At 43.0% G+C, this 18,659-nt stretch carries 26 protein-coding genes and 1 pseudogene; 1 reads left to right on the forward strand and 26 read right to left on the reverse strand.

Features of this window, described 5'->3' with window-relative positions; translation table 11 throughout:
* Nucleotides 1-48: 48 nt before the first annotated feature.
* The 23 genes and pseudogenes from pth to B0184_RS09555 form a co-directional block, all read right to left on the reverse strand.
* The gene (gene pth / locus B0184_RS09450) at nucleotides 49-633 is read right to left on the reverse strand and encodes an aminoacyl-tRNA hydrolase (RefSeq protein WP_005708246.1); all 585 of its coding nucleotides are present in this window, start codon (nucleotides 631-633) and stop codon (nucleotides 49-51) included.
* Between the two features lie 122 nt (nucleotides 634-755).
* Nucleotides 756-1,313 (reverse strand): DUF805 domain-containing protein, encoded by a 558-nt coding sequence (locus tag B0184_RS09455; RefSeq protein ID WP_005708221.1) that lies wholly within the window; start codon nucleotides 1,311-1,313, stop codon nucleotides 756-758.
* Between the two features lie 42 nt (nucleotides 1,314-1,355).
* Nucleotides 1,356-1,664 (reverse strand): helix-turn-helix domain-containing protein, encoded by a 309-nt coding sequence (locus B0184_RS09460; protein WP_005706149.1) that lies wholly within the window; start codon nucleotides 1,662-1,664, stop codon nucleotides 1,356-1,358.
* Complete coding sequence (locus tag B0184_RS09465) at nucleotides 1,661-2,008, reverse strand: type II toxin-antitoxin system RelE/ParE family toxin (RefSeq protein ID WP_005708227.1); 348 nt, start codon at nucleotides 2,006-2,008, stop codon at nucleotides 1,661-1,663. The genes B0184_RS09460 and B0184_RS09465 overlap by 4 nt, the downstream gene beginning before the upstream one ends.
* 106 nt (nucleotides 2,009-2,114) lie before the next feature.
* On the reverse strand, nucleotides 2,115-3,452 hold the full coding sequence (gene srmB, locus B0184_RS09470; RefSeq protein WP_005708203.1) for an ATP-dependent RNA helicase SrmB: 1,338 nt from the start codon (nucleotides 3,450-3,452) through the stop codon (nucleotides 2,115-2,117).
* 101 nt (nucleotides 3,453-3,553) lie between these two features.
* A pseudogene (locus B0184_RS10465) lies at nucleotides 3,554-3,679 on the reverse strand (DUF455 domain-containing protein); the annotation flags it as partial.
* Nucleotides 3,680-3,689: 10 nt separating this feature from the next.
* Complete coding sequence (gene tesB / locus B0184_RS09475) at nucleotides 3,690-4,550, reverse strand: acyl-CoA thioesterase II (RefSeq protein WP_005708204.1); 861 nt, start codon at nucleotides 4,548-4,550, stop codon at nucleotides 3,690-3,692.
* An 800-nt stretch (nucleotides 4,551-5,350) separates the two neighbouring features.
* Nucleotides 5,351-6,184 carry a DNA adenine methylase gene (locus tag B0184_RS09480; RefSeq protein ID WP_005708241.1) on the reverse strand — a complete coding sequence of 278 codons (834 nt, stop codon included), beginning with the start codon at nucleotides 6,182-6,184 and terminating at the stop codon, nucleotides 5,351-5,353.
* A gap of 92 nt (nucleotides 6,185-6,276) precedes the next feature.
* A complete protein-coding gene (locus tag B0184_RS09485) occupies nucleotides 6,277-6,957 on the reverse strand; it encodes a hypothetical protein (RefSeq protein WP_005708256.1) in 681 nt (226 codons plus the stop codon).
* On the reverse strand, nucleotides 6,957-7,283 hold the full coding sequence (locus B0184_RS09490) for a hypothetical protein (protein ID WP_005708240.1): 327 nt from the start codon (nucleotides 7,281-7,283) through the stop codon (nucleotides 6,957-6,959). The genes B0184_RS09485 and B0184_RS09490 overlap by 1 nt, the downstream gene beginning before the upstream one ends.
* Entirely contained in the window at nucleotides 7,280-7,462 is a 183-nt protein-coding gene (locus tag B0184_RS09495) for a hypothetical protein (protein ID WP_005708237.1), read from the reverse strand. Before B0184_RS09495 ends, B0184_RS09490 begins: the two co-directional genes overlap by 4 nt.
* A 4-nt stretch (nucleotides 7,463-7,466) precedes the next feature.
* Entirely contained in the window at nucleotides 7,467-7,826 is a 360-nt protein-coding gene (locus tag B0184_RS09500) for a hypothetical protein (RefSeq protein WP_005708202.1), read from the reverse strand.
* On the reverse strand, nucleotides 7,816-8,301 hold the full coding sequence (locus B0184_RS09505) for a hypothetical protein (RefSeq protein WP_005708210.1): 486 nt from the start codon (nucleotides 8,299-8,301) through the stop codon (nucleotides 7,816-7,818). The genes B0184_RS09500 and B0184_RS09505 overlap by 11 nt, the downstream gene beginning before the upstream one ends.
* Nucleotides 8,294-9,049: a hypothetical protein gene (locus B0184_RS09510; protein ID WP_005708274.1), complete on the reverse strand. Its 756-nt coding sequence runs from the start codon at nucleotides 9,047-9,049 to the stop codon at nucleotides 8,294-8,296. The genes B0184_RS09505 and B0184_RS09510 overlap by 8 nt, the downstream gene beginning before the upstream one ends.
* Before the next feature lie 10 nt (nucleotides 9,050-9,059).
* The gene (locus tag B0184_RS09515; protein ID WP_005708270.1) at nucleotides 9,060-9,935 is read right to left on the reverse strand and encodes a phage tail protein; all 876 of its coding nucleotides are present in this window, start codon (nucleotides 9,933-9,935) and stop codon (nucleotides 9,060-9,062) included.
* Nucleotides 9,936-9,952: 17 nt separating this feature from the next.
* Nucleotides 9,953-10,531 carry a phage tail protein gene (locus B0184_RS09520; protein WP_005708222.1) on the reverse strand — a complete coding sequence of 193 codons (579 nt, stop codon included), beginning with the start codon at nucleotides 10,529-10,531 and terminating at the stop codon, nucleotides 9,953-9,955.
* Complete coding sequence (locus tag B0184_RS09525; protein ID WP_005708224.1) at nucleotides 10,524-11,624, reverse strand: baseplate assembly protein; 1,101 nt, start codon at nucleotides 11,622-11,624, stop codon at nucleotides 10,524-10,526. The genes B0184_RS09520 and B0184_RS09525 overlap by 8 nt, the downstream gene beginning before the upstream one ends.
* Complete coding sequence (locus B0184_RS09530) at nucleotides 11,621-11,980, reverse strand: GPW/gp25 family protein (RefSeq protein ID WP_005708249.1); 360 nt, start codon at nucleotides 11,978-11,980, stop codon at nucleotides 11,621-11,623. The genes B0184_RS09525 and B0184_RS09530 overlap by 4 nt, the downstream gene beginning before the upstream one ends.
* 54 nt (nucleotides 11,981-12,034) lie before the next feature.
* Nucleotides 12,035-12,541: a phage baseplate assembly protein V gene (locus tag B0184_RS09535; protein WP_005708228.1), complete on the reverse strand. Its 507-nt coding sequence runs from the start codon at nucleotides 12,539-12,541 to the stop codon at nucleotides 12,035-12,037.
* Nucleotides 12,528-13,592 (reverse strand): phage late control D family protein, encoded by a 1,065-nt coding sequence (locus tag B0184_RS09540; RefSeq protein WP_005708217.1) that lies wholly within the window; start codon nucleotides 13,590-13,592, stop codon nucleotides 12,528-12,530. Before B0184_RS09540 ends, B0184_RS09535 begins: the two co-directional genes overlap by 14 nt.
* Nucleotides 13,585-13,818: a tail protein X gene (locus B0184_RS09545; RefSeq protein WP_005708209.1), complete on the reverse strand. Its 234-nt coding sequence runs from the start codon at nucleotides 13,816-13,818 to the stop codon at nucleotides 13,585-13,587. The genes B0184_RS09540 and B0184_RS09545 overlap by 8 nt, the downstream gene beginning before the upstream one ends.
* Nucleotides 13,799-14,734: a phage tail protein gene (locus tag B0184_RS09550; protein WP_005708254.1), complete on the reverse strand. Its 936-nt coding sequence runs from the start codon at nucleotides 14,732-14,734 to the stop codon at nucleotides 13,799-13,801. The genes B0184_RS09545 and B0184_RS09550 overlap by 20 nt, the downstream gene beginning before the upstream one ends.
* Nucleotides 14,735-14,746: 12 nt before the next feature.
* Nucleotides 14,747-17,326 carry a phage tail tape measure protein gene (locus tag B0184_RS09555; protein WP_005708219.1) on the reverse strand — a complete coding sequence of 860 codons (2,580 nt, stop codon included), beginning with the start codon at nucleotides 17,324-17,326 and terminating at the stop codon, nucleotides 14,747-14,749.
* Between the two features lie 37 nt (nucleotides 17,327-17,363).
* Between B0184_RS09555 and B0184_RS09560 the strand changes: the two genes are divergently transcribed.
* Nucleotides 17,364-17,633, forward strand: coding sequence for a hypothetical protein (locus tag B0184_RS09560; RefSeq protein WP_005708243.1), 270 nt, complete (start codon nucleotides 17,364-17,366; stop codon nucleotides 17,631-17,633).
* Between the two features lie 9 nt (nucleotides 17,634-17,642).
* On the opposite strand, the gene B0184_RS09565 is transcribed toward B0184_RS09560, so the two are convergent.
* The 3 genes from B0184_RS09565 to B0184_RS09575 form a co-directional block, all read right to left on the reverse strand.
* Nucleotides 17,643-17,765 carry a GpE family phage tail protein gene (locus B0184_RS09565; RefSeq protein ID WP_005708252.1) on the reverse strand — a complete coding sequence of 41 codons (123 nt, stop codon included), beginning with the start codon at nucleotides 17,763-17,765 and terminating at the stop codon, nucleotides 17,643-17,645.
* Between the two features lie 26 nt (nucleotides 17,766-17,791).
* Nucleotides 17,792-18,046, reverse strand: coding sequence for a phage tail assembly protein (locus B0184_RS09570; RefSeq protein WP_005708278.1), 255 nt, complete (start codon nucleotides 18,044-18,046; stop codon nucleotides 17,792-17,794).
* Between the two features lie 88 nt (nucleotides 18,047-18,134).
* Complete coding sequence (locus tag B0184_RS09575) at nucleotides 18,135-18,653, reverse strand: phage major tail tube protein (RefSeq protein ID WP_005708206.1); 519 nt, start codon at nucleotides 18,651-18,653, stop codon at nucleotides 18,135-18,137.
* Between the last annotated feature and the right edge of the window lie 6 nt (nucleotides 18,654-18,659).

The raw sequence follows: 18,659 nt of genomic DNA on the forward strand, positions 1-18,659 counted from the left end.
TGTTTGGGTTGTACAGGAGGGCAAATTACGAATAAAATAATAAATTAGTTACGCCTTAAACCCATTTAATCGATTAGTCGCCTTCACAATACCTTCTTTAAACAGCACTTCTACACAGCGACTTGCTTCATCTACGGCAGAGTTTATTTTTTCTTGGTCTTGTGGAGCAGGTTTACCCAACACATAACCTGCTACTAAATCGCGATGACCTGGATGCCCAATGCCAATACGCACGCGGTAGAAATTATTGTTGTTACCAAGGCTTGCAATAATATCTTTCAAACCGTTATGACCGCCGTGTCCGCCGCCTTGTTTGATTTTCGCTACACCAGGGGGAAGATCTAATTCATCGTGAGCAACCAAGATTTCTTCAGGCTTAATACGATAAAAATTTGCTAAAGCCCCCACCGCTTTGCCACTTAAATTCATAAAAGTAGTCGGTACAAGCAAGCGAACTTCGTCTTGTGCGGTATTGATTTTTGCCACTTTACCAAAATATTTTGCATCTTCTTTTAAAGAAACGTTATACATTCTAGCAAGCTCATTGATAAGCCATTCGCCTGCATTGTGGCGAGTGCCTTCATATTTACTGCCAGGGTTGGCAAGCCCGACAATCAATTTAATCTGTGACATAATTTTGGCTTCTATTGGCTTTTAAATAAAAGGCGATATTGTAGGCAATTTGGGTAGATTTCTCAAGGTAAAAAGCAAGCGGTGAGATCTACAAAATCTTTTACAAATTTCACCGCTTGAAATTATGGTTTATCCACTAATACGCTAATGGGTGTTTGTTCAGCAGGTTCTGTTTTTGGATCTTCGCCATATTTGTTGGTAAAACGTTGTCCATCCATAAATAACAAAACACCGAGATAGATAGCGTACATCAATAATACGAGAGGCACTATAAGACCTGGAATGATGCTCGGATTTGCTTCATTGATATCCATAATGATAAAAGATAAAAATACTATAATTGGCAAACCTAAATAAACTGCAAGTTGCCACCATCCCGAGAAGCCTAAATCGTGTAGGCGACGAGCCGAAAGGCTAAAGTGGGCGAGCGTTGTTACCAAGCTAAAAAGAGAATAAGCAAGTCCAAAAATCAAAGTACCTGCATTTGCAATCATTCCGATTATTTCAGATTGAAAGGTTGCTGCTAAAAGATTTCCACCTAAATCAAATATCACTCCAGGAATGATAATAAGAGCTAAGCTGATTAAAAATGAAATCAAGCTAAACCAACCAAATTCCGCCCGACGTGCTCGCCCGCGATAGGTAAATGTTTTTTTAAGTGCTTGGATAAACCAGTTCATACAGACCTCGTTGTTTGCAATTTATGGAGAGAATTTTACCGCTTATACGCCAACGATTAAATTAAATGTTTGCGGTGAATGTTCAACCATTCTTAATAATAATGCGGCTTGTGGATTCGGTTTTGTTTTTCCTTGCTCCCAACCTTGATAGGTTCTCACGCTTGTTCTCAAACGATGAGCAAATACTGCTTGAGATAAATTTAATTTTTCACGAATAGCTTTCACTTCGTTAGCACTGATCGTCACAGGCTCTGATTTTTCAAGCGTCTCGGTGCGTAATGTGATTTTGCCTTGTAAGTGATCTTCGAGTGCTTTTGCCCCTTCCATTAAATCGTCAAATAAACGGCTCATTTATTCCCCCTTGCTAATGCTTTTAAGTTTTCTAAAACAACTTTAAACGTTCTTTTTTCCGTTTCGTTTAAATCCTCTTTTTCGCCTTTTCCATAAGCGGCAAAAAGCCAAATCTGATTACCATTAACAAAATAATGGTAAATTGCTCTTGTTCCTCCTCGTTTACCTTTATGACGAGAATGATCAGCTAATCGAATTTTTCTTAACCCGCCTGTTCCTTGAATAACATCACCTTTCTCTGGATTATCTAATAGTTCATTTTGGAAAAGTCGATACGCTTCATCACTAATATGTTCTTTTCGATATCGTTCAAAGGGTGGTAATTCGATAAAAGTTAATTTCATCTTCACATTCCATATATAAATACAATTTGATTATACGCTTAAAGAGTATGAAGTAAAAACAAAAAAGCTACGAATATGTGATAGATATTGTAGCTTTTAAAATGAATTAACCTTCAGTTTTTGCACCACTTGGCTTTCTGCGTTTACCAATATTTTTGGTATCTTTATGACGCACTTTTACCTTCGTTTTTGCCGCTTCTTTTTTCGCCTCTTTGCGTTTTTTGATGCGAGCTTTCTCTTTTTTCGTGGTGGTATTGGCTTCGCCATCTTTCGGAGCTTTGGTGCGAGGTTCTAAGCCTTCAATCACACGCGGTTTTAATGGCTCTTCGGTGTAGCGTTTGATTTTACCAAGCAGTTTATAATCGTGGGCTTCCACTAAGGATATAGCTGAACCTTTTTTGCCTGCACGTGCAGTACGACCGATACGATGCAAATAAGTATCTGCACTGTAAGGCAAATCAAAGTTAATCACAAAATCGACATCATCAATATCAATTCCGCGAGCGGCAACATCGGTTGAAACCAACACATTCACTCCCCCCTCTTTTAAGCGAGAAATTGCCTGATTACGCTGGGTTTGTGCCATTTCGCCCTCTAAATAGGTCGAACGAATGCCACGTTTACGCAGGGTTTCGCTCAGCTCACGCACATTTTCACGGCGACGAACAAACACAATCGCTTTTTCCATTGCTAATTCGCTAATCAAGCGAGCAAGCTGTTTGGTTTTGTGCTCAACATTATCGGAATGGTAGTACCATTGCTGAATTTTCTTACGTTCGCGGCGGCTTGGTTCGGCTTCGATTTGTACAGGGTCGTTTAGCAAACGTTTTGCAAAATCGGTTAATAATTCGCCCTCAAGTGTTGCTGAGAATAGCCACGTATGTTTACGCCAACGGGTTTCTGCCGCAATTTTTTCTGCATCTTGTCCAAAGCCCATTTGCAACATTCGATCGGCTTCATCAAAAATAAGAATTTCTACTGCACGGCAGTCAAAGTTTTCTTCTTTGATGTATTGCATTAAACGACCAGGTGTTGCGACCACAATATCTTGATTGCTGTTGAAAATCTCACCATGATTTTGATACGCCACACCGCCCGTAATAGTGGCAATACTGAGTTTTGTAAATTTCGCCAATGCTTCTGCTTGTTCTGCCACTTGCATTGCCAATTCTCGGGTTGGTGTTAATATCAAAATACGTGGTGCACCAGGTTTACGGCGAGGATAGTCTAACAAATGTTGAATAGCAGGCAGTAAAAACGCGGCGGTTTTGCCTGTGCCTGTTGGAGCTGAACCTAACAAATCACGCCCATCTAACGCGTGTGGAATGGTTTGAGCTTGCACCGAGGTTGGGCGTTTATAGCCTTTTTCGTTCAAGGCTTTGAGTAGTTGAGGGGATAGATCAAACTCTTCAAATGTAGTTAAAATCGGGGTTTCCGTTGTCATGCTAATCCTTACTAGCGGTTAAATTTTGCTAAATCTTTGCAAGTATAGCATAAAGGGGAATGCCCTTTTGTATAAATCGTATAAAGTCAGGGTATCTGATTTATCAGCTGAATTTGTGGCAGAAGATTATCGTAGAGATCATTAACTAAACGACATTTTTCTTGTGGATTCGCTGTTTTTAGTGCGGTTTCAACCGGTTGCCAAAATTGTGTAATAAGTGCGGTCATTTTTTCTCTCTTATTCGTTAAAACGGATCAAGCCTTCTTGTTGTGTTGTTGCGATTAATTGACCATCCTGCGAGAAAATTTGTCCGCGTGCTAAGCCTCGCCCTCCAAACGCATTATTGCTTTCAATTGCGTGCAAATGCCAGTGATTTAAATCAAACGGACGATGGAACCAAATACTATGATCAATCGTTGCAACTTTCATTCCTTTTTGTAAAAAGCCTTTTTCGTGCGGATGAAGTGCGGTCAAAATACAGTGAAAATCGGAAAAATAAGCCAATAAACATTGCTGAATTTTTATATCAAGCGGCGTTTCACCATTGGTTTTAAACCAAGAATATTGCTCGGCTGGCAATTTTGTCCCATTAAATGGGTTATTCAAATATTTGGTTCTCACCTCAAATGGACGCTCAGCTGCAAATTTTTCATTGAGTGGTTCCGGCAAGGTTTGAGCCACTTTTTGTAGCATCACATTTTCATCTGTAAAGTCTTCAGGCGCGCCAACATTTGGCATTGTATTTTGATGTTCAAAACCTTTTTCAGGCACTTGGAAAGAAGCGGTTACATGACAAATGGTATTTTTATGTTGAATGGCTTTTACGCGTAATGCAGAAAAGTTACGCCCGTCACGCAAGGTTTCCACATCGTAAATAATCGGATATTGACTGTCTCCTGGAGCAAGAAAATAGGCATGACAAGAATGTAAAATGCGATCTTCTGGCGCCACCTGCATTGCCGCAGATAACGCCTGCGCCACAACTTGCCCACCAAATACTTGGCGAAAACCTAAATCTTGGCTTTCACCACGAAAGATTAAATCATCAATTTTTTCAAGCTTAAGAAGATGAATAAGGTTATTGAGAATATTTGACATATTGCTTTCCTTGAGGATAAGAAAAAGTGCGGTTATTTTAGCGGAGATTTTGGGGAATGCCAAAGCTAGCAATAATTTTAAGATAGAAGTAAAAACTTAATTTTAATCCCTTTGGAACAGGGCAATGTCTTTCGACCGATGCTAAAATGGAACGCATCGCTAGTACAATCGTCTCAATCCCTTTGGAACAGGGCAATGTCTTTCGACTTAATCTTAGGGTTAGCCGTAGGGTTATTGAAGTAGTGTCTCAATCCCTTTGGAACAGGGCAATGTCTTTCGACTTTTTTGAGGTTGATGTAATTAGACAGCGAGTATTAGGTCTCAATCCCTTTGGAACAGGGCAATGTCTTTCGACCTAAGAGCTTAAAACCTAATGCGTATATCAAAGTCTCAATCCCTTTGGAACAGGGCAATGTCTTTCGACTGCAGTGGGGGGTTAGAGCCTTGTGTGGCAAGGCTTCCCAGAGCCACTTCCCAACTTTTTCTGATGCTTGAATAGTTGGGTATTGATTTGATTAAATATTGAACAATTTTTATCATTCTTATTTTTTCAAAACGCAGTCAAAAGTGCGGTGTATTTTAACAGAGTTTTTCAGATGCGCCAGTCCTCGCTACAATAAAAATAAATTTTACAAATTTGTATTTGCTGACAATTTTTCAAAACTTGCTTATACTTCTGTTGCGAGCCAAAAAAACTGCGAAAAAAAGCCATTAAAACTGCGAAAATAAAACCCTAAGATTTTTTCGTTGTTTTAATGGCTAATTTGTATATTTAAACGGTCTTTAAAGGCGGTTTAAATTTAGAACTTATAAATCATATTATCCTCATAAATCCCATCTTTGGAGGTTGAAGCCTTCACCACAATTCGCTCATAATTCTCAAATGCTTGCCAGTTATCTGTTTTGCTTTCCTGCATGTAATCCAAATAGCGAATGAACTCACTTTTCGTGCTACTAAAGAAAATATAAGGCGGTTTGGTGAGATTGATAAGTCGCAAGAAATCAATCAAATCAAAATAAGTCGATTGTTTATAACTCTCTTGGCGAGTGCATAAGTAAGGCGGGTCAAGCAGCAATAACACCTTCTCTTGGTCTTTATAACGTGGAATGAGTTTGTGGAAAGACTCGCTGACAATCTCAATACCATCTAAATATCCCTCAGCTGACGGATAATCAGATTGGCGAACGCAATGCCAAAAATCTTTAGCAAATAACGCCTCAAAACTGCTGACTTGTTGCCCCGAAAATAACAACCAAGAAGCCAAACAATTTAGGTCTTTATACCCTTGAAAATCGTTGATTTTATTGATGATTTCAGCTTTAATTTCCTTGCTCAAACGCCCATTTTTTGGTACAATACCGTGTAAGTGATTAAAGATAATTTGGCGTAATCGGTTGATGTCGTCAATGTATTTTAATCTCTTAGCGTAGCCATCAAAATCGTTATAAATTACGGTCGCTTTTGGCTTGATATGCTTGGCTGTATGGCTTAATAAGCCACTTCCACCAAATACGTCCACAATCGTCCAACCTTCGCCCTCTCCATCAATGTGTTTGTCTAATACGGCTTGCACATGCTTCAAAAACATTCGTTTCTGCCCAACAAAAGGTAACGGAGCCTGCTTGAATTGCACTACGCTTTGTTTGTTTGTTTGTCATTATTATCCCTTTTTCTGGTTGAATTACATCCTATCTCTAAAATACTATTTAGAGATATAAAATTATTTTAAACCTTATCAGGCCAAGGGTCGGATGTTGTCCACATCATAGCGGGCGGTCTTAGATTTTTGGGGCCAATGTCAGGAATTGCCTCATTGCCTTTTATTTTAGGGTCTGCGTGGTATGGGGTAAATCGCATGAAATTAGCATCGCCTACACCTCCCACATAAATACCTGCAACAGCTCTATTTGTATCATCATCATATAAGCTAAATCCACAAGAGTCATCTGATCTAAATCCAAGAGGAATCCCACTTGTACCAATAACTTCAACCCTCCCTGGCTGTCTTGGTAGATACCCTTTTTCTTTTTTGCCTAAATAACCAAATAGCCCCCACGTCAAACCGCCCATATGACATGATACAAGGTTGCCTTGCCTGCGTAGTTTAATGTAAGCACCAGGCTTTAGGTTTTTAGTTACAGCATTAACCAAACCTGTATCACCATCTATCACCACCCATTTCCCGTTGCGTTTTTGCCATTTCCAGGCTCCGACTCCACCGCCATCTGATGACTCATAGATAGTCCCGTTAGGCTCATTGCCTTTTATTTTGGGCTCCTCTCCTGTTATTTTGTCACCTGTTGTATCGGGCTTATCAGGGCGACCTCTACCAAGCACAACGGTTATGGCTTTAACATCTCGCCCGATTTGTTCTAGGACTTCAGGCAGTTGTTGTAAAAGGTCCATTAGCTATTTTTTCCTCGTAAATAAGCTGCCTTTAAGTCCATTGCTTTTAAGGTGTTAATTTGCTCAATCACGCCATCTAAACTCTGTTTAAATTCCGTCAGTTTGCTGGTTAGTGCCTCAGGTGCACTGCTTCCGCTTGCTTTGAGTTTGCGTAACTCTTCTGCCAGCTCTCTAAACGTGTCTAAATCTGCCCATACTTCGCCACCGAGTAAATCCGCTTTGAGTTGGTTGATTTTCGCTTCGAGCTGTTGATAAAGGGCTTTATCTTGCTCGCCTAAGTATTGAGCAAACTCGGTTAAGAGTTGTTGAATGTTTTGTGTTGTCATAGTCGTCCTATTTTGTAAGCTATAATTAAATCTGAAAATTCAGGTAAAACAGGTGTACCACAGCCACCAGAAATACCTTTTGATAACGTCACCTTGATAGGTTGTTTTGATTGCAACGATACCGCCACTGCTTGTTTCAACTGCAATTTCACGTCGATTGCCCGTTTACAGTCTTTCATCGCTTCATTCCTCTACGCGTTTTGCAGAATAATAGCTATAACGCGTAATCTTTCCACCACATAGCGTGTCTCGCCAGTTGCTCGTATTCGTGATTTTTAACGCCCAACTTGCGGTCTCCCACCTTGTGTTAGCTAAACGGTCGCGCGTGCAAGTGATTTTGATGTTGTTATCAGATAACGCAATACCATTGCCTTTTGTCAAATGGATAACTGGATCTTTGCTACTATCAGACACGATAAACAAGTCAAATTCGCTATCAGCAAAGTCTTCTGGTACTTCTTTCTCATCTAGCGTCAGCATTTCACTTTCATCGTCACCAAATTTCCAGTTAAAATTAATGATCGGTTTGTCTTTAGTCATCATGTTTAAACATTGCCCCTAATTGATTCGGGCTAAACCGCCAACCATTTTCTCCACCGCAAATCGCATTAAAGCACCACTCACTGCAAAAGTATTTTGAGCGTTTTTGTTTGATGCCTAGCACAATCCCTAACGCACCCCACCAGTCGTATTTACAACCCAAAGTGCGGTCAAAATAGGCTTTGATTTGCGCCTCGGTGACATCGTTGAGGGGGATTAAATCCCATTTTGTGTTATCGGACACATCAATCTGCTTGCAACGCACGCCGCCGTCTTGTACCGATGAGGAGTAGCAGTCATACATTGTTGTATGCTCATAATGATGCCCATTGCCAAACTCAATACGCTCAATGGCAATTTCGCAATGCGAATATTGGCCTTTGGTAAAAAATCGAGTAATGCGGTCGGCGATTGCTTTAACTGGCTCTTTGCGCCAGTCTCGCTTGTGTTTGTACATCGCCAAATAAACCTTAGCCATTTTGGTATGCCTCCATCAAGTTATCCATTTGCTTGATAATGTCATCGTAGATTGATTGCAGTTGCTCAAGCGTGAGATTAGGGGCTGTGAGTTCATACTTGCGCATACGTTGGTTGGCAAGCTCCATTTGGAGTTTTTCCAATCCTGCCGCCTGCGTCAAAATCAGGTTTGTGGCGGTCTTATTATCCAGTCTTGCGCGTTGCGCGAAATCCGTGATATAACGGCTACATTCGCCTTCATAATTTGCGGCTTTAAAGGCTTCTGCAGCCGCTTGTCGCTCACGATATTCGCTCTCAAAGCGTGTCCAGGTGCTGTAGATTTTTGCTGCGTGCTCATCGATGTTGGCGATAAGGTGAGTTTGAGTTTTTGTAAAATTGTCAGCAATTTTCGCTTCATCTTTTACCCATGCTGTACCGTTCCATTTGCATGGTTCAGCAAGTGGCGCAAGTGCGGTTAAATTTTCGGGCAATTCACCTAGTTCGGTATGTTCTACTTTTTCGCCTGTTTCCTTGCTGTAATAGGTGCCTCGATGGTCGGCTTGATATTGCCAACTGTTATCTTCTCGCACAATGACAAAGCCTTGTTTCGGTTGTGGCGGTGCATCTAAATAACTGCCTGCGGAAAGGCTACCGCCTTCGCTCACATATTCGGTGACACTATGGCTGTAAATACCTTGGTTGTCAGTGCAATACACGATGATTTCACCATTTGTTTCGGCAAAGCCGTCTTGATTAAATGTTACGGTCATGTTGTACTCCTTATTCGGCTAGGCAGATGTAGTGATAGGCGATGTTGCGTGGGCGAGTTTCACTGATGTTATTTTGATGCTTAGCTAATAGCTCGCTCTGCCCCTTGCCGCCTCTTATACCGTTGCCAGATGTCATTAAATATATGTGCTTATCAATATTCACTCCACCTTGGATAATAAACGCATAATCATCTAACGAGCCAGTTCCGACAACTTTATGAGAGTGAGCTTCTGTCGCATGAGCTTGCACACTCAACACTCCACGCCCCGCATCTACACCCCGCCCATTATCCCAGCCACGAATAAACTCCCCGCGTAAATCAGGCAACTGCCCTGACGGATATTTCTGTGCCAATTTGGGATAACGACGAGTATCAAACCGCTGTCCGTTCATGGCTAAGCAACCTGTTGGGATGGTAGAGAGTGGATAAGGGATAGGGATACCAATAAATAAATCATGTAAAGCATTAAAATCAGTGGCATTGGCTTTTTTTCCGATTTCCGCAAGCAACGTCGCTTTTAAGTTTGCATCACCTGCTAACGCACGGGCCAATTCTTCCAGCGTGTCCAACGCAGCAGGCGCAGAACCCACCAATGCGGCAATTGCGGTTTTTACAAATGCGGTTGTGGCAATTTGTGTGTTGTTTGTGCCTAATGCAGCTGTGGGCGCGGTTGGCACGCCTGTGAACGCAGGGTTAGCTTTTGGGGCGTAGCCTGTGCGGTCTTGGTTGATACCGTCCACTTGGTCTTTTAGATAATTGGTTCTCGCCCCTAGCTCTTTGGCTTGGCGATTATCAATACCGTCTGGCCCGCCCATTACAGGGTCGGATGTTTCCAATTGATAGATGTTTTCCACCCATTGTCGGGTTAAGATTAAATTTGCCATTTTATTTCCTTTTTGAATTAAGCTGTGCCACGATTAAATCTGCCGTTACGCATTGCCATACCATTGTGCCGAAGTGCTGCTTGACGGTAGTCTAAACTTGCCAACACACAGCGTGCTGGTGCAAATACACGCAAGGTCTTACGCAGTAAATCGGCTTGGTCGTTGGTGATGGCTTGTTGCAAAATCACGCGGTAATGTGCCCATTTTGAACGATCACCGTGGTAGTAAGTGCCATCTCGAATAAATGAACCGTCGCGACGTTTGTCAAACAAGCCTTCAATAATTTCCACTTCGCCAAAGCCCAGCTGGCGAATAATTTCTCGCATTGCCCACGGTGTGCCTTTGTAGCGGTGCAACTCGACCGCGCGTTTAATCAGCTTGCGTTTGGCGTCAATACTTTCGGCGAGCAACCAGCCGTCATAGCCGGTGACACTCCATTTTTCGGCAAGCAATTCCAAAAACTCGGTGGGGACTAAATCCACGAAGCTGGTCATAATTTGCGATCTGTCGAGCAAATTAAACCGCTTGCCAAGGTCGGCAAGTGCGGTCAGTTTTGGCGATGTTTCAATGATTGACGGATATTGCAACTTAGCCATCTTTGCGCCCCGCGTTGATGTTTATCGTAATGCTTTCGCACTCTGCCCATTGTTCAGGCGTGAGCTCGGTAAGTTGTGGGCTTGCCAAATGCACGTTATACACTCCAGCGACTTTCAGTACGCTTTGAATATCAAGCGGTATGATGTCTAGCCCCAATTTTTGCGTGCGTGATGAAAGATAGGTTCGCAAAGCGGTTTCGGCTTTGGCTTTCACTTCATTTTCGGCGACGGTAGCGAGCAAATCTAAGTTAGCAACCACGCGATAGCTTTTGCGTTCAGGCGCAGCCACAATCACGGTGTCACACAGCGGTCGGTGTTTTTCGCCACTGATGTAATGGCGAATTTTTTCCTGCAAAATTGCTGACGGCAGTCCGTGCTTGGTCAATACCGTGACTTTGACCGTGCCACCTTGAGGGGTGGAAATCGCCACATCAGAAATCACTTGTGACACGCTTCGCGTATGGTATTCATACGCCGCAATAGAGCCGCAAGTGGTAAAGGCTTCAGGGGCAAGCAAAATGCGTTTGCGATAAGCATCATCGCTTTCGGTGCCAATGCCATTTGCCGATACATCAATGTTAGAAACGCTTACGCCTGTAGGCAGTTCGCTTTTGAGCGTTTTGATTTGCCCGATTTGCCAGCCGTTGCCGCTTTCGCCTGAGGTTTGGCAAAGGGCTGAAACATCTACATATTGCTCAGTGGGGTTAATGCGTACTTCTGTTTGAGTTGCAAAGAGCAAGCTATCAGTCGCGGCAACCAACGTGCCTTGCGGAATCACGATTGCCGAATGCGACCCTGCGATACTAAATCGCAACGTGACGTCTGCTGCTTGGTCAGATAAGCGATAACAGCCCATCGGCTCACCGCATAAATCTAAAGCAAGCCCTGTGGCAAATTGCGGAAAGGTTTGCAAAAAGGCGTGGTTAATGCCTTGTCGCACTAACATTTCGCGGTAGGCGTAAGATTGAATAATCGACCGTTCAATATGGGCAGGTTGCAATGTTTTACCTGTGCGTTGCTCGTAGTCGGCAATGGTATCGGCTAAAATTTGCTTGATGTCGTCAGAGACGATTTTGACTTCTTCTTTTCTCATTGCACCACCTGTGTCTGATAAAGTTCCCGATATACATCATCAACTAACGACCAATAAATCAGCAGCTCAAAATGCGGAGCCTGTCCGTCAATGGCGATATGATCAACCTCGATGCGGAGCTCCCATGTTTGCAGGGCAAGCGTGATTTCACGCACCATATTGGGCAGGGCGATGTCTTCAGGGTAGTCGATGTAGCGAAAGTGGTCGGAGCCAAATTCAGGGCGAAGCACATCAGTGCCTTTGAGCGTATTGAGAATGTTAGCAATGCACTGATGAATATCATCAATGCCTTGCACCGCTTGTTTTTCGGTTGGTGCTAATTGCCAGTGGGTTGAAAGTATCGTATTTGTATTCATAGCCTGGATGATACAAGGCTATGGGGAGGTGGGCTTTTAAACTGATTTAAAGAATTAGGCTTTAGATGAGCTGGTTGGCTTGCCGTCACCTTGTTCGATGTGGTGATGGCTTTTAAGGGAAATGCCGTCAGCAATCACATCGCCACCGTTTACGTTCACATTACCGTTGTTCACCTCCACTTCGCAATCATTGACAATAACTTTACCGCTGGTATGAATGGTTAAATGGCCCGATTTGCGGTCGTGGGCAATCGTTGTGCCGTTTTTAAATTTTTTGAGCCAAATGTCGCCATTGGCAACAGGTGTGGGATCTTGCTCGTTATAAATCGCTCCCAGCACGCAACCACCTTCGCCACGTGCATCGAGTAAAATCGCCACCAGTTCGCCCACATCGGGCAAACAGTAAAACTGGTTGCCGCCTGCGTTGAGCGTTAAGAATGAGAGCCACGCAGTTTCTAAATCTTCAAGGGCGGGGATTTTACACCGCACTTTGTGGTTTTTTGGGTCGATTGCCGACACAATACCTTCTTGATAGGTTGCCCCAAAATTATGCGTTTGCATTCGTTATCTCCATTCCTAGCGTTAATAAATCATCAGGGATAAATTCCAACATTCGCACTTCGATATTGGTAATGTAGCCTTGACTGCGTGAAATGCTGTGGCGTGATTGCTTGATTAAGTATTTCCCCGAAAACACACCTAAATTTTTGAGCAGAATAGTGGAACCAGCCACTAATTTTGGGTTGCCAATGAGCGTAATATCGCCTGCACTTTGGTCTTCGTTTTGCTCGCTTAATGCCGCATCGCCTCTGGCATCAATCTGTTCTTGGCTTTCACCTCGGGTGGTAATTTTGAGCGTATCGCCACTTGCCGCCTGTGCCTGCTTCATTTTCGAGCGAAGTGCGGTGGCTTTTTTGCTTTTTTTCACCACTTTTTTACCGCTTGTATCAAAGCCCTTGATTTCCACCTGCTTTGCCGTGTCTTTAATGCGATCACGCAGGCGAATGCTGATACATTGGGTTTCGTCTAATACTGCCACAGGCTCGGTTTGTCCAAGTTCGTATTTGTCGGTAAACACCAGTTGATTGCCCACAATCTTGAAGCTGTGATGATACTCACGGGCAAGGCGGGTAAGAAATTCCACATCACGCTCTTGATATTGGGTGATGCGTTGAATGGGAATGTGGCGAATTTTACCTACCACTTTGAGCTTCAAACGGTTCGCCACCGCAGCCACCACTTGGGCGAGTGTGGTGTTCTCATAGGCTTTTGGCTTGAGTGTGCGATTGGATTTACTCACGCCAGTGGATAAGGCTCGCAAGGTAATGCTGGACGGACGATAGCCATATTCTACTTCATCAATCTCAAACGCCCCTATCGCGACCAACGATTCGCCTTGGTAGCCAATCGCCGCTTTGAGTTTGTCGCCTTGAGTGGGGAACCACTGGCGAATCCATTTGCCACTGATGTCTTCAAACTGCACCGAGAGTTCGTCCGATTGCCCTTCGAGATAGTCGGTGTAGGTCAGCTCAATCAAAGACGGCTCAATCTCTGCCGTGATATTGGTTTTCTCATAAAAGAGCGTGAAATCAGGTTTTTGCACGTTACTCATCGGCATTTCCTCGCAACCACGGCGGCAGGTTTTCGTTTTGCGTTGGTTTCACGTTTAGCACAGGGATAAACACGGTCGCCCCAGTAGGCAACACTTCACAAAAACTGATATGTGGATTGGCTCTAATGATGCGAGCATATTCCAGTGCATCGCCATAGTAATAATAGGCAAGGTTATCCCAGCGTTCGCCTTGTTTGACGGTATGTTTAAGTACGGTTTGGGTCATTCAAAATCTCCACATCTTCATCTTCACGCAATACAACCCAAGCGGTCATTTTTGCCACTGAATTTGCGGAATTATCCAGCCGCTCATTGATTTCAGTTAAAGCATTATCGGCAGGCGTAAACCAGTTATTCCATTCGCTATCAGCAGATGCCCGTCTGAAACTCTGTTTCATTATTTGCAAATCATCATACACCGCCGACACATCACGGCTAAATTCACTGACCACAGGCAAGAAATCTCGCACGCCAGCCAATGCCGACTGCATACCCACCACGTCCCCAAAACTCCCCAAGGCATTGTCTAAATTAGCAAGCGTACTCGGCAAATAGGCCAACGCCGATGCAGGATCGCTTGCTAATTGCCGAACTACGGCAACCGTGTTGCGAACTTCATCCACTGCCCGTTTGCCTTGCTGATAAATTTCCACTGCACGGCTGACGGCACGTTTTGCGGTGGAAAGCGTATTGACTAAACCTTGCGGCAAAATCGAACCCAGCAAGGATTTTCCGCCCACATTTAACGCCGCACCCAGTAGGCTGTTTTGTCCATTGCCGACAAATTCTCGCAAGCTGATATTCATCTCGCGAGCCAAGGCATTACCCTTGCCGTCGGTAAATAGTGTGGTTGATGAAATATCGGTGATCACAAAATTGCCTTTGTATTTTGAACCCCACATCAAGGCAAGGGCGTCTTGCTTAGCTTTTGCCGAAAGTAGCGATTGATAACGACTTTCCACGCCGCCGATTTTGTGATGCAGACGAATCGCAAAGGATAAATCTGTCAGTTTTTCGCCCATAGCTTGTAGTTTTGGCTTGCCTTTGAGCACCGCGTGTTCGGCAAAATCCGCAGAATGGGTTTCGTTGAAGTCGGTCAAATTGACAGGCTCAAAGGCGATATTACCTAGCATAAAATACATCGTTTTTTCTCCTTAATAAGCTCTCCGTTGTCGTTGGTCAAACACCCGATTAAGCAGGCGTTCAAACTCCACAAGGCTGATATTCAATCCCTGCTGTACCTGTTCCATTACGCCCTGATTTTGGCTACCGTTCACGTTAATGGTCGGGTTAAAATTGACCACGATGCCGTTGTGCTGGTTGGTTTCGTTATTTGTCACCGCATTTCGGTTTAAAGGCTGATAATCGCGAAAGATTGACGGATTTTTACCGCTTGAGTTTGGATTAAAATCAGACGTACGATAATCCGCAGGCTGATTGATACCCAAAAGATTCCCTACAAAATTCGCCCCGAATTTAATATCATCCCACAGCGAACCGAAAAAGCCTTTTTTCTCGTTTAAAATGGGTTTAAAGGCGGTTTCAATGCCGTTTAAAGCAGGCTCGAATTTCACTGCACTTGAGAGATTTTTGCTGGCATCACGAGCGAGAGGTTCGGCTTTATCCATACCGATTGCCAAGCCTTCTACAATGTTCTGCCCATAACCTTTGAATACACGGCTTGGGCTGTGGATTTCCATCTCGCCTGTAAACCAACCCTTGATAGATTTACCTAAACCGATCACCCATTCTTTCGCACCGTCCCACGTATTGCGAATACCATTGACTAAGCCGTTGATAAGGTTAGAGCCGAATTCAGTAAACTTCGCAGGTAAATCAATCCCAAACCACGACAACACACCTGAAAAGGCTTGATAAAATAAGCCCAGCGGCGACCAGTTGAGAATAGTGGCTGTGATGTTGCCAATGCCTGAGTTGAAGAATGTGGTGATGTTTTCCCACACACCACTAAAGAAAGTCGTGACCCCATTCCAAATATCAGAAATCGTTTGCCCGCATTGAGCTGACTTTTCGCCAATCCATTGCCACATTTGACTGAATTTTTCGCTGACCCAATCCCAGTTATCCCAAAGCAAATAGGCAAGTCCTGCAATAACGGCAACGGCAATGCCGATGGGGTTGGTAAGGAATGCACGACCAATAAAAATGATCGCTTTCCCAACCATCATCAAGCCTTTTAATAAGGTTCCCATTAAGGTTACGCCGAGTTTTGCCGCTAAAAATACCATTTTGCCAAGCCATCCGATGAGATAGCCAAAACCGTAGGCAAGTTTGAGCACAACAGGTAACAATAATTTTCCAATAAAACCAGCAAGCCAGAAAACACCTTTGCCAACAAAGGCAATCACAGAGCCACCAAAAGATAACACACCCCAAGCCATTTTAAGAACGGAAATCACTTTAAGCCCACCCCAAGTCAGCATACTTAATCCACCAACCAAAGCGGAGAAACCAGCAACTGCACCTAAAGCATAAGTTCCCCATTTCGCAATTTCGCCCATAAGATCTGAGTTTGTATTAATGAAGTCAGTCACCCGAATAATAAGGGGCTGTAACCAACCAACAAAATCATTGATAACAGGTAGAATGTAGTTACCGATGCTAATACCTAATCCAGTGAAACTATTTTTCAATAATTTAAGGCTGTTTTCTGTTGTTGCACTTCGTGCAGCAAATTCACGCTCCATTGAGCCAAGGTATTTGGGTTTACCATTTTCATCTGTTTCTTGTAATGTTTTAATACTCTTTTCAAGCAAATCCACGTTACCTGCAATCGAAGAGACATCATCTGCATATTCTTTACCGAATAAATCTACCAACACACCTGTCCGTTTGGCTTTAGGTAATTTTTCGACACGTTTCAAGAAATCGACGATTGCTCCTTGCCCGTCTTTGGCGATATTCTTTTTAAGTTGCTTTGCAGAGATCCCAACTTCTTTTAATGCAGCTTGGAATTTCTTACCTCCTTTATCTGCAGTATTGAGCGAGGTAAGCATTCCGTTAATAGCAGTACTTGCCACTTCAGGGGATTTACCTAGAGATATAAAAGTATTAGCTAAAGCAGCGGCAGCATTTTCAGTTAAACCAAAGTCTTTTGATACCCCAGCAATACGTCCTAATGTGTTTACAATATCAGATGCTTTAGCTGGGGAGCTATTTGATAATTCATTGATAGCATCACCCAAATCGCCAATTTTACTAATCGGGATTTTGTACACGTTAGCCAGTTTTGCCATTGAATCACCACTTTGTTCAGCAGACATATCAAAAGCTACCGACATTTTAGAGATGGTTAAGGTAAATGATTTAATATCTTCCTCTGCAACGCCTAACTGACCACCCGAAGCGGCAATAGCAGCAAGCTCTTTCCCTGTCATTGGAATAGTATTGCTCAAATCAAGGAGAACCTTGGAAAGTTTTTTGAAACCATCTGGTGCTTTAAAATCGACGACTTTCTTCACATCAGCCATCGCACTTTCAAATTCAATGGCTGGAGTAGCTAAACCTACAACAGAGCTACCGAGAGCAGTTAATGAAGCAGCACTGCTTTTCATTCCAGCAATAGAAAGCTGGTTTAACGTAGCCATTCGTTGCCCGATAGTTTGAGTAGAATTTGTTAATGATTTCAGAGTATTTTTGATTTGGTTAATACCTGAAATCGCCCCACCGACTGCGGCTCCAATAACTAAACTAATTGCAAGATTTGATGACATCGTTTATAGTCCTTTTAAAAATGAAAGGGGGGTAAATATGTTCAAATTATTTGATGAATTGCTAGGTCTGATTGGCTATGCGATTGCAGGAATTTTAGGACTCGTTCTTGTGTCGGTTGGCTTTACCCTTTATCCAATCATTACATCAATCATCCTTGGCTTATTGGTGATTTCGCCTTTTGTTCCAACACTTGAAAAGATGCTTAAACGTCTCGAAGCTCGAATGTATAAGAAGTCACTGACTATCAAGTTGACCGAAGAAACTAAACGATCTTTTAAAGAAGGTTTTAATAAAGCTTTTAAATAACAAAGCCGCTTAAATAGCGGCTTTCGTGTAATTGGCTTTTATCTGCCGTTGGGCTTGAGTGAGCCACCGTTCAATTTCATCAAGCGTCATTTCTTCCAGTTCTGAATGCGAAAATCCAAACCAAAACGCCAAATCAGCTAACGCCGCATCGAGAGCGGTTAGTTCAACTTTCCCTTCTGCATTTTTTCAACCACTTCTGCCGCACGTTTGAAGTCGGCGATATCTAATTCGTCTAAATCTTCAGGTACTAAACCTGTCACGATAGAAAGTAAACTCATGCTTTGCTCAATATCAGTGCTACCTTTTATCTTGCGAATATCTTTTGCTTTTGGACGGCGAATTTTTAACTCGGTGATGGTTTTACCTTCTCCATCTTGAATAGGGAAATCGAGGGCGACAATAACGTCAGACATAAAAAACTCCTTTGTGAGATTGTTTAACTTTCACAAAGGAGTTTACTTAAATGGGGTTTAAACGGCTTTTAAACTGATTTAAAGAAATCTATTGCCCAATATTGGTGCGGTATTTTTGCAACACATCTTGACCGTTTACGCGGTAGATATTGGCAAGCACATCTACAAACAAAATTTCTTTGCCTGCCAGCGTTTGCTTGATAGACATAATTTGGAAGCTGTCGGAATGTTCCGTCGCTTCTTTATTTTTCAAGCTCCCACCTGTGGTTTTGTTAAATGCCACATTCATAATGGTGACAAGGGCTTCCTCCGCAGCCAAGCCACGAGAATCAAATACCTGCACATTAGAACGTGCCATCAGTTGCACGTTTTTATAAGGATTATAGGCGTTTACTCGCACTTCAGGATAGAAGCTATCCCAAATCACTTCGCCTTCCATGGCATTTAACCCTGCAGGCAGTTTGATTGTGCCGTGTAGCCCCAAGCCTTTGTGTTCGATAAATTCAAACTCGATATCAGGCAACTTAAACTCTTTGGCTTTGCCAAGTAGCGAGTTGCCGTTCATATACACATTGGCGTTCACAATCTGATGAATTGCGGTACTCATAATTTT

Source organism: Haemophilus paraphrohaemolyticus (genome assembly GCF_002015045.1).
Taxonomy (GTDB): domain Bacteria; phylum Pseudomonadota; class Gammaproteobacteria; order Enterobacterales; family Pasteurellaceae; genus Haemophilus_A; species Haemophilus_A paraphrohaemolyticus.